General features: G+C 41.2%; 11 protein-coding genes. 7 read left to right on the plus strand and 4 right to left on the minus strand.

Features of this window, described 5'->3' with window-relative positions:
- The first annotated feature begins 105 nt into the window (after positions 1 to 105).
- The 3 genes from H6G18_RS10095 to H6G18_RS10105 all read left to right on the plus strand — a co-directional run bounded on the left by H6G18_RS10095 (position 106) and on the right by H6G18_RS10105 (position 4,318).
- A complete protein-coding gene (locus H6G18_RS10095; protein ID WP_190406964.1) occupies positions 106 to 867 on the plus strand; it encodes a PilN domain-containing protein in 762 nt (253 codons plus the stop codon).
- Positions 864 to 1,625, plus strand: coding sequence for a pilus assembly protein PilO (locus tag H6G18_RS10100; RefSeq protein ID WP_190406965.1), 762 nt, complete (start codon positions 864 to 866; stop codon positions 1,623 to 1,625). Before H6G18_RS10095 ends, H6G18_RS10100 begins: the two co-directional genes overlap by 4 nt.
- 218 nt (positions 1,626 to 1,843) lie before the next feature.
- Positions 1,844 to 4,318 (plus strand): AMIN domain-containing protein, encoded by a 2,475-nt coding sequence (locus tag H6G18_RS10105; RefSeq protein WP_190406966.1) that lies wholly within the window; start codon positions 1,844 to 1,846, stop codon positions 4,316 to 4,318.
- A gap of 392 nt (positions 4,319 to 4,710) precedes the next feature.
- Here H6G18_RS10105 and H6G18_RS10110 read toward each other — a convergent pair whose 3' ends face one another.
- Positions 4,711 to 5,307, minus strand: coding sequence for a glyoxalase-like domain protein (locus tag H6G18_RS10110; RefSeq protein WP_190406967.1), 597 nt, complete (start codon positions 5,305 to 5,307; stop codon positions 4,711 to 4,713).
- 198 nt (positions 5,308 to 5,505) lie between these two features.
- Here H6G18_RS10110 and H6G18_RS10115 point away from each other — a divergent pair, with 198 nt between their 5' ends.
- Together H6G18_RS10115 and H6G18_RS10120 are read left to right on the plus strand one after the other, a co-directional pair.
- Positions 5,506 to 6,135 carry a sigma-70 family RNA polymerase sigma factor gene (locus H6G18_RS10115; RefSeq protein ID WP_190406968.1) on the plus strand — a complete coding sequence of 210 codons (630 nt, stop codon included), beginning with the start codon at positions 5,506 to 5,508 and terminating at the stop codon, positions 6,133 to 6,135.
- Positions 6,136 to 6,320: 185 nt separating this feature from the next.
- Positions 6,321 to 7,394: a tetratricopeptide repeat protein gene (locus tag H6G18_RS10120; RefSeq protein WP_190406969.1), complete on the plus strand. Its 1,074-nt coding sequence runs from the start codon at positions 6,321 to 6,323 to the stop codon at positions 7,392 to 7,394.
- Positions 7,395 to 7,398: 4 nt separating this feature from the next.
- Here the strand turns inward: H6G18_RS10120 and H6G18_RS10125 are convergent, their stop codons facing one another.
- From H6G18_RS10125 to H6G18_RS10135, 3 genes are all read right to left on the minus strand, one after another.
- Entirely contained in the window at positions 7,399 to 8,232 is an 834-nt protein-coding gene (locus H6G18_RS10125; protein ID WP_190406970.1) for a hypothetical protein, read from the minus strand.
- Positions 8,233 to 8,633: 401 nt separating this feature from the next.
- Positions 8,634 to 9,113, minus strand: a complete 480-nt coding sequence (locus H6G18_RS10130; protein WP_190406971.1) for a DUF2267 domain-containing protein — start codon at positions 9,111 to 9,113, stop codon at positions 8,634 to 8,636.
- Positions 9,114 to 9,286: 173 nt separating this feature from the next.
- Positions 9,287 to 10,714 (minus strand): sensor histidine kinase, encoded by a 1,428-nt coding sequence (locus H6G18_RS10135; RefSeq protein ID WP_190406972.1) that lies wholly within the window; start codon positions 10,712 to 10,714, stop codon positions 9,287 to 9,289.
- A 539-nt stretch (positions 10,715 to 11,253) separates the two neighbouring features.
- On the opposite strand from H6G18_RS10135, the gene H6G18_RS10140 reads away from it, so the two are divergent.
- Together H6G18_RS10140 and H6G18_RS10145 are read left to right on the plus strand one after the other, a co-directional pair.
- Entirely contained in the window at positions 11,254 to 12,825 is a 1,572-nt protein-coding gene (locus H6G18_RS10140) for a calcium-binding protein (RefSeq protein WP_190406973.1), read from the plus strand.
- Between the two features lie 696 nt (positions 12,826 to 13,521).
- Positions 13,522 to 14,112: a hypothetical protein gene (locus H6G18_RS10145; protein WP_190406974.1), complete on the plus strand. Its 591-nt coding sequence runs from the start codon at positions 13,522 to 13,524 to the stop codon at positions 14,110 to 14,112.
- Positions 14,113 to 14,147 lie beyond the last annotated feature (35 nt).

The raw sequence follows: 14,147 nt of genomic DNA on the forward strand, positions 1-14,147 counted from the left end.
GCGGCTAGGCTTCCGCCAACAAAATTCAAAATTAGGAAAGTCAGATTTTATTTGGGTTTCCGATTTTAAATCTATTTCCCTCTTTTGGAGAATTGGTATCAGAGAATGTATGGATTAGATATTAACTTTCTCAAAGACCGCCCAGCTTATCAGCCTAAAGCTGAGAAAAAATCGGGTGCAAAACTGCCGGCCGGGAATTTATTACCTGTGTATCTGGGAGTCGGCGTAGGTCTTTGTCTGCCATTGTTTGTAGGTGGTGGTTTGTGGTTTTTGCAAGCGAAAACTGGTGAATTAGAGCAGGCGATCGCACTACTTGATGAAGAAAATAAAAAGTTAGATGCAGAAATCGTCAGTATTAACAAAATCAAGGAACAGGTTAACGCCGTCAAAGCTGAAACTCAAAGTTTAGTCACAGTCTTTGACCAAATTCGCCCTTGGTCAGCCATGTTAGAAGATTTGCGCGATCGCATCCCTGCAACTGTGCAAATTGAAAACGTAAGACAAACAGCACCTACTCCCCCAACAGCAGGACAACCTCCTGGTAATCCTGCTGGTGGTATAGAAATTACAGGCTTGGCTCGTTCCTTTAACGATGTCAACGACTTCTTATTAGTCCTGCAACAGTCTCGCTTCTTAAAGTCTACCGACAGCAAAATTATCACAGCCTCTCTAGTAGACGCACCATTACCGCCTAGTAGAGGTAATGGTGTCCAAATCAAACCACCCCAAGTAGTCAAATACACTATCCAATCCAGTCTCAGTGATGTTCCAGCTTCTGAATTAATTCGGGAGTTAGAGCAGAAAGGCACTGTAGGACTAGTGACACGGATTCGCGCCATGCAACAAACAGGAGTCATTACAAGATGACGCTGAGTGAAGATTTAAATTTTGCCGAACACGCTGCTGATTTAGAAGCAGGTGCATCAACTTACCCCGTTGTCTTTGGTATTAGTTTCACACCTAAAATCATCGGCATTATCGTAGGTGTACTGGGTCTGACAGGAGCTTTGTATATGTTGCTCAATATGGTAATGCCAGCTTGGGAAAACTATCAGCAGAAGCAAGCCCAAAGCAGTGAGTTAGAAGGTCAAATATTACAAAAAAAGGCCACTGTTAAACAGAAAGATAAAGTAACAGAAGAACTAGCCCAAGCCAAACAGCAAAAAATACAGGTTTTAGCTTTATTTGCTGATGAGAGAACCTTAGATACTATGCTGTTGGATCTCAATCGTTTAGTAGAAGCTGGTAATGCTCAAGCTCCTCTCAATGGAGTGAGAGCTAAATTACAGAAATTTGTGCCAGCCATACAAAGACCAGAACCTATCACTGATGGTTCATTGGGAACAGCCGTTGACGGCAAGCTAAAACGTACTAGCGTTAACATCGAAATCATCGGCACTTATGAACAAACCCAATCAATTATTCGTAATATAGAGCGTCTACAGCCTTTATTAATAGTTAAAGACTATCAATCAACGTTAGCGTCTGTACAGGCTACCGATAGGACAGGCAAACCCATCCGCAGGGTAGGGCCAGCACCAATCACTACGTCCTTTCAATTACAAGCATTAATGCCCCTCAGTGCTGAGGAAATAGCTACTGCTCAAGCTGCTTCTAAGAAGTAATTCATGATTACTGAATTGAGATTGAATCTGAGTTTCTGGGGTTTAAAAGCAAAAGTAACAGAGGGCAGAAATTAAGTTTGTAGTAAGGATTTAAATCCTCTGTTTGAGACGCTACGCGAACAAAAAAAGGACTAAAGTCCTTACTACAAACAAAAATTGAAATTTTTAATTACTTCAGAGATTTTTGGTTACAGACTTTATTAGGTGAGGAATGAACTGTGAAACACGTTCACGGTAATAGTTTAGTTTTAGGTGCTGCCGCTTTTGTCTTTTTGGCAGCACAACCAGCGTGGGCGCAAACAACTCAAATTACAGAAGTTAAGCTAAATCCCAGTGATGGTGGACTTAGTGTGGTTTTAAAAACTTCTGCCGGTTCTCGTCCACAAGTTTTTACAACAAAAAGAGGTAAGGCTTTAGTTGCAGATATTATTAACACACAACTACGACTTCGGCAAGGTAATAACTTCCGTCAAGATAAGCCTGCGCCGGGAATTGCTTCTGTTGAGGTGGTGCAATTAGATGCTAATAGTATTCGGGTGATAGTTACTGGTGACAATGATGCACCAATCAGCCAACCTGTAGCGCGTCAACAAGATGGAATCACTCTCAGCGTCACACCATCCACCGGTACGACAGCATCAGCGCCAATCACCCCCAGACCGCCAGTATCTACAACGCCACCTGCATCTACACCATCTCAACCAGGTGCAGTCCCCAATGTGCTTGTACCTAACCCAGAAGTGACCATTGATGGCAGACCAGCCCAGCCAGCAGGCCCCGGACAGCCTGTAAGCCAAGCACCACCGTTTTTACCTAGAGCTGTTGCCCCTCCTGTTGGGGATATTGCCATTTCGGCTACAGATGCCTCTCCTAGTACCATTGATTTAGGTACACAGGAACGTGTGCCTCGTCTGGTGTTGCGCGATGCACCAGTTAGGGAAGTTTTATCATTGTTGGCTCGTGCAGCTAATCTTAACTTGGCTTATATAGGCGATGGGGCTGGTGGGACACCTGCACCTGGTGAAGGACAAGGTATATCGCAAACCATTTCCCTAGATATCGAAAATGAGCCTGTGCAAGATGTGTTTAACTACGTCTTGCGTCTGAGTGGTTTAGAAGCTAACCGCAGCAACAGGACGATTTTTGTCGGGCCGAAATTACCTAACTCCACTCGTGATGTGGTGATGCGTAACCTGCGACTCAATCAGGTAAACGTGGGAGTTGCTTTAAACTTTTTAGTTGGTTTAGGGGCTGAAACTGCTGTTAGCCGCGAACGTCAAGTTACCAATGTCAATGCTGTTCCTGTAGGGACTGGAGTTGCTCCTATCACCCAAACGCAGACAACTACAGAAACTAGAGTGGAAACTCAAAGGATTGATTTTAAAGACTCTAATCCATTATTGAGGGGTTTACAGGCATTAGGAGACGAGAGGACAAATTCTCTTACTTTAATTGGGCCTCCGAGATTAGTTGAGATGGCAATGACTCAACTAACTCAACTTGATATCCGCCGTCGTCAAGTGGTAGTTAACGTCAAAATTATTGATGTCAATCTTAGTAATACCCAAGATAATAATTCTAGTTTTTCCTTTGGTATTGGTAACAACTACTTCAGTAGCGATGGAGGCGCAGCATCATTAAATCTTGGTGGAATTAATCCACCAGGTGCTGACAGTGTGCGTAATAGTCTCAATCCAAGGGTGACAGGTAATCCTTACAGTGGTGCTAATACTTTCTTGGATCTAACCCAAACTGTTGGCCCGGTTCCTACTACTGGAGTAGGCACAAGAAGAGTGACTATTAACAATCCTGGTGGAGGAACTATTACTGAAACACCAGGTCAGGATCTAAACTTTTTACAAAGAAGAGCAGGAGTTTCAGGAGACCCATTTAATACTGGAATTACAGAAGTCACTGAAGGAACACCAAACATTATCAGAAGAACTACTACTACCGATCCAACAACAGGAGTAGTAACTGAAACTACAGATATTACTGAAGGAACTCGTGGAACTATAACTGCCGCCTTACCTAGTTTATTTCAATATCCTAGACGACTCCTTGCTAATTTGCAGGCTCAAGTGACCAATGGTAACGCCAAGATATTGACTGACCCAACCTTAATCGTGCAAGAAGGTCAAACAGCTAATGTTAAACTCACGCAAGAAGTTGTAGGAAACATAACTAGCGAAACAACTCGTGGTGATGGCACTTCTACACAAACGGTTACAGCTGAAAAAACAGATGTAGGTTTAACTTTAGCCGTTAAAATTGATCGGATTGATGACAATGGTTTTGTTTCTTTATCAGTGGCTCCTGTTGTCAAAGCTCCTCAATCTTCAGCTGTACTTAATGTGTCAGGGAATAATCAAACTATCTTTTTGGTGTCTGAACGCTCTCTTAATTCAGGCATGATTCGTTTAAGAGATGGTCAGACACTAATTCTGTCAGGTATTATCCAAGATCAAGACAGAACCAGTGTTTCTAAGATTCCCATCTTGGGAGATATTCCGCTAATTGGTTCACTGTTTAGAAGCACTAACAGATCCAATGAACGTAGAGAAGTAATCGTACTTCTGACACCTCAGGTTATGGATGATTCTGAAAATTCTTCTTATGGCTATAACTATTCGCCTAGCCCACAAGTGCGGCAAATGCTTGAGCGTCGTGGCTTGAATACACCCAGAAGGTAATTTGCGATTTCAGATGTTATCTGGGTTTTTGGCGGAATATGTCTGTGTCAAATAAATAAGGTGCGTTATGGTTTTGCCAAACGCACCTTATTCTCATGATTAATTAGCAATAACTAACTTAACGGTGAGTTCGACGAATTTTAAAAACCCCTCTCCAAACCTCTCCCCTGCAAGGAGAGAGGCTTCAAAACCTTCATTTTTCGTTGATATTTAAAGATATTTAAGCCCCTCTCCGCGTCGGAGAGGGGTTTGGGGAGAGGTCATCGAACTGACGTTAACTTAATGGTGAGTCTGATGAGATGGAAGTGAATTTTGTTTGTAGTAAGCACTTTAGTGCTTAGAAGATTAAGGACTGAAGTCCTTACTACGAACTTGTTTACAGACCACCTGTGTTAATTTGCTACTTCTGCTATTTCAATAACCCGCCCTTCATAATCTTTAACTAGAAAATTTAGGGGCTTCTGGTTACGAATCTTGAACTTTAAACCGCGTGTTTCTACTCGCATTAAAATCATTTCTAAGCAATCACGGTCAAAGCAAACGTGACGTTGCTGATTTTTGACACCCAAGCTTGCACCCTTAATAACGTGCAGTTGAGTGTTTTTCTTGAGTTGATACCACATTCCATCACTGGCATTATTTATTGTCTTACCTGACCAGCTGGGACTAGTGGACATATATAGCGGATCTATGCCTGCTGCGCCTATAGTTTGTTCGTAGTTGTAGTAGTAGTGCAACGGCACTTCTGCGGCTGGTAAATCTAATAACCCTTCATATAATTGTCGGGCAATCTCCAGATCAGACACCATCACAGTATGGACTTTAGGGGCGCTGGTGAGGAATAGCCACATAGCTCCAGCATAGGCTGCTAAAAGCATCACCATGATGCCTTGAGTAGAAAACAGACTATCTAGAGGTAATGAGGGCAAAAAGGAGCCTAAAGTCAAAGGGGCGAACCGAAACGATATGACACTAGCTGCTATAACCATGAACAAATTAAAAATTATATAAAGGAGCCGCTTTTATTTTTGTCAATAAAGACTTCAGTTATGAGGTCTTTGTTCTAGTGTATCAAGACTAAACTAGTCTGAGCCTTTGTTTTCAACAGACCTACATCAAGATATTATACGGCTGACTCAAAAATCTTATTGGCAACTTTATTTTAACCAGTATCCAACTCCCGACTTATGCAAATTCCCCATTTTCCTGAAGCTAATCATCCGTTGGTAAAGTCCCTGTTTCATCACAATGACCAAGAACTGTTGGAGCTGTTTCAGCATTATCCCGATGCTGGTAAGTACTTTACGGTGATTTTCTGCCGTTATAGTCCGATAGTGTACACCTTAATTCAACATTCGGCGCGATCGCCTGTACAAGCAGACTATCTTTTTGCTCTGACTTGGCGACATATCTATTATGAACTCGGTGGACTGGATTTAAAAAATCCTCCTCCAGGTCAGGACGCTTTAACTTTGCAAAATTGGCTAATCAATATCACAGCTTTTTGTATCAACGAAATTCAATTACCTCCAACAGAAGCGATTCACTATTCTCTCACCGCCACTTCCCCACCACTCTGGTGCTATGTCGAACAAGCTTTAGACCAATTACCCCCAGTATTACGATTAATGGTCTTGATGGCTCAAACTTTCCACTGGAGCGAAACTCGGATTGCAGCTTATCTACAAGCGGAAGGAGAAAAGGTGACACCTGCCGAGGTAGCCGATTTTCTCCAGGAAGGCTATCGTATGCTAGAGGACAAATTACCAGCAGACCTTCGTGTCATATATTTGGGCGAAGATTTAGTCCAATTATAGCTTAAGTATATACGCTGAGGTTGTGAGTCTTCACACTGACAAGATAAAACTTTTTTACCAGCTTATACTTAAATCCAAAATTTCATGGTTAACACCATTTTAGATTTTGGATGGAAAACTCCTTTCTGTATCTGGGTTTGATGATTCCATCTGTCGCACTCATTTTTTGAATTGGTGTAAGTTTTATGACACAACGGCATTTATTCTCTAGCGCTAAAGCCAAAAGCTATGGAGTTTTTGGTTTTTACCTGTTGATGTTGACTTCGTTACTACATCCTGTAGCAGCAGGTGCGGCTGATATTACTCAACAACTCCATCGTCCTTTAAATCGTTCCGTTGGCAGACAATCTAGAGACGAAGCAGATTCATTATTACGGGTGGCTGAACAACAATACGCTTCTGGATATGCAGAGAAAGCGGTTGACTCTGGTTTGCAGGCGTTAGATATTTACCACTTAATTGGCGACCTGAAGGCAAAAAGTCTAACTTATAATTTATTAGCAAAGGCTTATATTGAACTGGGGCGTTTTAAAGAAGGTGAAGACGCATTACGCCGGAGGTTAGCGATCGCTCGTGATACGAAAGACTTTCAATCTCAAATTTTTGCCCTAAATAATCTTGGCACGTTGCTACTACAAGCAGGTGAACCAACCGCAGCCGGAAACACAATTCAAGAAGCGTTCACTATCGCCAACAATGTGAAAAATATCGAAGGTGAGGGTTTATCCTTGAGTAATTTAGGTCTTGTAGCGGCTAGGCTGGGAGATTACAACAAAGCAATTAAGCTTTATGAAACAGCTTTAGCTTTCCGCCGACGAACTAGGGATGCTCAAGGCGAAATAAATACTTTAAATAACTTAGGCGATGCTTACCTAGCGGCTGGCAATTATGCAGATACGATTGGTACTTATGGTGCAGCGATGAGAATTGCTAAAACTCTAGGCGATCGCCGTAACCAATTACGAGCAATTGATGGTTTAGTCACAGCTCACACCGCAGTCGAACGTTATGAACGCGCCTTTGACTTACTACAACAACGTTTAATCATCGCTCAAGAATTACAAAATCTCCGAGAAGAATTAAATTCTTTTGAATCCTACGCAAAATTATACGAGCAGCTAGGTAATTACCCAACTGCCCGTAATTTTTACGAGAGAGCAATTACGCTCTCACAAACTCTAGAAGACAACAAACAGGAAATATTTCTGCGCGATCGCATGACTCAAATGTTGCGGAGTCAAAAACCCATCATCAAATAACTGACTAATTGAGAAACACTGAGCCATTATTTTCAATTCTCAAGGCGGTTCTATCTTGACCAACGTCAGTGGTTTCTCTCAATCTCAGTTCCAAAACTCCTGATTGGGTTGAAGGCTGAGGAGTTGCTTCCAACAATCCTCCGTCTTCGCGTTGGAATGTGACTGTGACTGGCGCAGTTAAACCTTGGAGTGTGACATCGGATCTACCTTGGAGCGATCGCGGTGCTGTGTCACCGATTACCTGATAGGTGACATTAGCGCCACTATCGTTAATTAACCTAACGCTTACTCTACCACTAGCAACAGCAATGCGAGTGCTAGGGCTTTGTTGTTGACTTGGTAGGGGTAGGGGACTAACGGGGACTGTGGATTGTCCTACACCGGGTGCTATGCTCTGTTGTGATGGTTGAACGCCTGGTTGGTAAAAGCCTTCGGTTTGCAATCCTCGTTGGGAACGACCGTAAGGAGCTTCACGAAAAATTCTGGGGTTAGGATTTAGTGGTGAATCTGTCTCACCACCAACACCCAATCTAATTTGGTCTGCGGTTGGGGTCGCAGGAACGCTGCTTTGAGGAAGTAGTCCTTGCTCTATTAATCTTTGAGTGAAAGCATTGGGAGGACAACCTTGAGGTACTGCAACCCGATTATTGTGCGGTTGTTCGTAAAAAATTCTGGGACAAGGATTCACCTGAGAACTAGGTTGAACAGTTGGTTGCTGATAAACTGGCTGTTGTGCTGATACCGACTGAGGAATGGCTGATATACCTATCAGTAATCCTCCACAAACAGCGCTAAATAATTCAGTAGACTTGCGAAGTTTTGAAAAGTTTGTATTCATTGTCTCCTCCTGGGTGAATTAAAATCTAATATTTTTGATAATTAAATTAATGTGTTTAAAATTCCAACATCTTTAACCTAACATTTGTTTTTGGTTTATTTCTCTAACCTTAGGCATGAAAGTAAGAAAATAAATTATATAAATATATGTAAGTCGCCAGGAATAAATCCAACTATATTAGGCAATAAATAATTATTGTCATTAATTTTGTAATAGAAGAATTCTCTCTTTTTTGATAACAAAAACCTGACTCGTCCTACTTAGTTGTGTCTTTACCACTACCAATATTCAAAACCCCTGTTTTAAGCTCAATAATCAGGGGTTCCTGTTTGTGCCTTTGTGTCTTTGTGGGTCAATATTTTTTACCACTAAAACACAAAGACAATTTTAATCACAACTATTTAAGCTTCATCCCAAAGTTGACGAACTTTATCGGGCAACCAGCTAGCTATTTCTACAATCCGTTCTGCTGATAATTCATCTTTGGTAGCAGAAAAGACGGCTTTAACTACTTGTTCTCGTTCTACATTTGGCGGCATTCCCCCTTCATTTGCTACCCGGAATAAGAAGCGATCGCTATCGATTTTAAAAATGCCAGGGCCTTGCCAAGGTGGACGAACCCGACTCAAGAAACTGACAAGAGGATTGGTATCATGCCACAAATCAGCAATTTCCATTTGCAGAGACTTATCCTCACTTTCTTCCGCAGGTTCATGTAATTCTGCTTCAACTCTGTCCGCAGCTTCCGTAGTCATTAAATCACGCATGACGCGAAAGACTACTTCAGTTATATCTCTGGCATCATAAATATCAGCAAGACCACTTTCTGCCTTAACTTTTTCTAAAAAAGGTATACTCTTTTCTGGGATAGAAGTTGTCATCAAGCCCTCCAATATTTTTTGATGACTGCATTATTCAAACATAAATTTAGCAATCTAACTAACTGAAAATTCATGCAAAAATTATGCTTAAAAATGCAACATTTATATAGATAAATTAGTATGTAGAGTTAAATATATTCATCTATCACAGGAAACAAATATCAATTATCAAATTAAGACTCTAGAGTTATTGGTAAAGTGATGATGAAAGTAGTACCTTTACCTAGAGTGCTTTCGACTTGAATATTACCTTGGTGATGTTCGACAATTGCTTGAGCGATCGCTAGTCCTAATCCTGAGCCTGTAGTACTGTCTTTACCTACATTTTCACTCTTATGAGTGCGTGCTGGATCAACTCGATAAAAGCGATCAAATAACCGTGGTAACGCCTCGGAAGGAATACCAATACCAGTATCGCTCACCTTAATTTGTAATTCACTAGTACCATAGCGAGCTTTATCTATCCGCGCCAATTCCACATTCACCGCACCACCAGCTAATGTGTAATATAGAGCGTTACCAATCAAATTGGTAAATAATCGCACCAGTTGATCCCAATTACCCAGCAGTGTGAACCAATTGTCTAATAATTCAGGGCTAGTTTCTGAATCTGGAGGATCAATTAAGTGCAGATTAAGAGTAACTGCTTTTTCTGTAGCTAACAATTGTTGTTCTTCCACCACGTCCATCAATAAAGCATCAAGCGGACAAGATGAAAAGCCATCTCTACTCACACCACCATCCTGACGTGCTAAAAACAATAAGTCATTGACTAACTTACCCAAACGCTTGGTTAGTCGTTCCACCACCTTTAATTGTTGGCGATAATTAGAAGATGTAGCAGCTTCAGATTCAGTCAAATCCAAGTCAGCCAAAGCAACTTGGACATTAGTTTGAATCAACGTGATAGGACTTCTGAGTTCATGGGAAGCATCCGCCGTAAATTGCTTGAGACGCTGGTAAGATTCACCAACCGGTTCCATTGCTTTACCAGACAAAAACCATCCACTAGCAGCGACAGAAAGCACCATTAACCCCGTACCCAGCGCCAAATCAAAAATTAACTGGCGACTCGGTTTAGTCACCTCAAACCAAGGATGACTCACACGCAGATATCCCAAAACCTGTCGTCCAACTTCTACTCGTTGTGTAACTTGTCGTAGTAATAGTCCTGAATCTTGAGTATTGAGTTGAGAGTTAGGAGTTTTTTCGTTTGTCCATCTGTCCTGTTTAAAGACGTGAACGGTTTCACCAGTGCGGTTACTGTGAATGGAAATATTCAGGGGTTCAGAAAAAGTTGACCAGATTAACTCACCAGTAGGACTAAACCACTCTAGATCAATATGGTCGTCTTCTACAGTATTAGCATTGTTGCGAAAACTTGCTTCTACATTAATGCGTAGTTGCTCAGGTTCACCGTTAACTGGTTCAATAACAAGCGATCGCTCCACAATCTCCACCACATGATTGAGCGTATCGTCAATCCGTTCCACCAATGTACTACGGACATATAAATACACACCACTAGCAAACAGCAGTAACAAGACGGCAGTTACAGCAGTGTACCAAATAGCCAGACGGCGACGAGTAGCTTGGAACATTTGTCTATGCAGAGTAAGTTTGTTGTTATCAAAGTAAATCTTTTTGGATTAACTTTGGCAATATTCTGCGTCCCTCTGTACTTACTCAGTATTACTCCGGATTAAAAAATACTAATTAATTACTTAAGTAGATACGCTGAAGACGGTGACTAATAGCTAAGAATATAGTAAATGAGCTAAATATAAAATGAAAGTATTTTTTCTTATTCAATGTTTGCTGAACTTCATCGGCTGAATTGCCAACTAAAACTTATATTTAGAGCTATTTACAGTTATTTTACTGTTTATTTATTCCAATTTTATCAAAGCATTATCTAACGGCTCAATTTATCTGTTGTACATGGGTAAATTAACCTTGTTAGTTGCAATATTTAGATTGTGGTTGTGAGTTTTATTCAATAATTCTTGATAATTCAAAAGCTCAAACCAATACTCTCATAATAGATTAATTTATCTATGTATGAATTTAGATAGTAGGTAAACGAGAGTTCCTATAAATAAATTGACTAACCAAAAACAACAATATCCCAGGTTTTATTATGTCAGCAATCCAACTTTCTAGCATTCTCAATAATAACGTTTATACTGAAAACTTTAATACCTTACGCACTTCAGGTGCTGCAACTTGGGTTAATGACAGTACTCTGAATGGATGGTATACAGCTCGTACTGGTACTGGAACCCAGATTTCTACAACTAATGGCAGCACTAGTACTGGAAATTTATACAGTTTTGGTACTGTAGCTAGTAGCGATCGCGCTTTAGGTTCCATAGGTTCAAGTGGCTCCAGCGCTGGCAGTTTTTTCTGGGGTGTGCGCTTTGTTAATAATACAGACATCACCCTCGACTTTCTGAACATTAACTATATAGGTGAACAATGGCGTAATAGCGGCGCAGGCGCTCAAACAGTAGATTTTCAGTATCAAGTCGGTGCTACTAGTATCACTGGCGGTACTTGGATAGATGCTAATAACCTTGACTTTACCAGTCCTGTAACTGGTGGTACTGCAACGGCTCTAGATGGTAATGCAGCAGCTAACCGTACCTCCGTATCTGGTAAAATCAGTGGTCTGAATCTAGCACCAGGCCAAGAAATCTGGCTACGTTGGCGCGACATCGACCATACAGGTAGTGATCACGGTCTAGCCATTGATGACTTTTCTTTATCATTTGGTACTTTTGGTACAAACGGCAACGATACTCTACAAGGCGATGATTTTGAAGACTATATAGATGGTTTAGCAGGTAACGACATCATCACAGGATTAAAGGGAGATGACATCCTCATCGGTGGAGGTGGTAATGATCAGTTCATAATTAATGCAGGAGACGGAACAGACACCATCACCGATTTTGGTGGCGCAGGTAATCGCTCCAATCCATCTTCCAGTATACGAGCAGAAATGGATCTCTTGAAATTTCAAGGCACTGGTATGACTGCTCAAAATATGCTGCTCACCCAAAATGGTACTAACTTAGAAATTACTTTCGAGGGTGTGGCTGATACCAAAGTCATTTTGCAAAATTTTCAGATGCAAAATCTGAATAACTTCCGGGAAGCACTCCTCAGTCAGCCGAAAATAGGCAATATCCTATTTGAAGGAGATGGTAACACTATTCAAGATGTCTACGATGTTTACACTGCTACCCAAACCGACAGAACAAACTATAAGAATAATGCTGTCACTTTCCTGAATAACCTTGATAACTACTATGTTGGTCTTAATGGTTCTAACGATGTCATTAATGGTCAAGGTGGTAACGACACAATTTATGGTTTAAGTGGTAATGACATCCTCCGGGGTGGAGATGGTAACGATATTCTCGTCGGTGGATTGGGTAATGATATTTTAGTTGGTGGAAGTGGTAATGACCTATTTGTTCTACAAGCAAAGGGTGGAACAGATATAATCAGAGACTTTGTAGATGGTCAAGACTTGATTGGTTTAGCAGGTGGTTTGACCTTTGGACAATTAACCATTACCCAAGGTACGGGTGTAAACATTAACAACACTTTAATTACAATCACTAGTACAAGTGAATTAATAGGTATATTGAATGGAGTCGTCAGCAATAATATTACTGACAGTGATTTTACTGCTTTTACCTGAATTTATATTATTCACTCAGTGTTCCAATAGAATAGCCTTCTATGTATAGCAATACTATTTGATTTCTGAAGGTTGAGAGGCTCAGATCCCCGACTTCTTAAAGAAGTCGGGGATCTTTTGGTTGACAAATGATTTATGACTGCTATACAGGAATCCGATTATCTCAATATGTGTAGTGTGTGTTGCACTATGCGACATAACACACACTACAGAAAATTTATATTTCTTCATATACATTGAATTTTTCTCACCGACTTACTTAACGAGGTGTGCAACTTTATCTCGAACCTAACCCCCAACCCCTTCCTTACAAAGGAAGGGGAGCAAGAATTAAAGCCTCTACGCCACTTGCTACAACGCGGGGAACCCGCGCAACGCAGTGGCTCCTCCTTGTAGGGAGAGGTACCCTGCGGGAAGCAAGCTATGGAGAGGGGTTTCAAGGATAAGTTGCACATCGCGTCACTTATATAAGTTCTACATCTAACGACGAAAAACGTCTTATCTCAACCTGTGCTGTTTTAACCGTAAATAGACTGAGTATTATAAAAAGAAAGCGTAATGCTACTTACGATAAATATAGTAAATTTAAATACTTTCAGTAAAATTTCTGATGTTGCTTAAATATACAAGGGGCTACATTGTTTTTGCGCTTGTTCAGGCGTAGCACAAAACCACACAAGTTATACCTACACGACCATGAAAAAGATATATTCTCTAGCATCTTTAACATTGGGTACAGTAGCTTTAGTTAGCAATTTCTTTTCCGCACCTGCTAAGGCAGTCACCGCCGATGTAGAAATCCAAGCCAACGTTCCAGAAATTATCTTTTTGGAAACCTATGAGACCCTTACCTATAACGTACTACCCGCAGACTTAGCACCTGGATACACAAATGGAGTTATTCAGACTGGAAATATTGGCACTTTTGGCACTGATGGCACAGTTGACAATGCACTCAACGGTGGTGCAAGTGCCACCGTTGCTGGCGGCATTGTAACAATTACTAACCCCGTTACCCTATACAAGACTTGGGGTATTACCAGCACTGGTGAAATCAAACATGGGATTGGCGCCGCTGATGGCGCTGTTATTTCCTTAGATTCAACTAGCGGCAACAGTGTAGTTTCTTTTACACCTACTCTAGCGGAAGCTACTAATCCTGCTCCTGGTTTAGATTACGGTAACGCTCTGACAGGAGACGTAAGCTTTGAGTTCGACTTTTCTGCCACCACCGAATCTGGTTTGCACACAGGCGGTACTATTACTGTCACAGCTACAGCTAACTAAGATATCTGCATTTAATTTCCCAGAATAGAGTCGGT

Source organism: Anabaena subtropica FACHB-260, assembly GCF_014697105.1.
GTDB classification, from domain to species: Bacteria; Cyanobacteriota; Cyanobacteriia; order Cyanobacteriales; family Nostocaceae; genus Trichormus; species Trichormus subtropicus.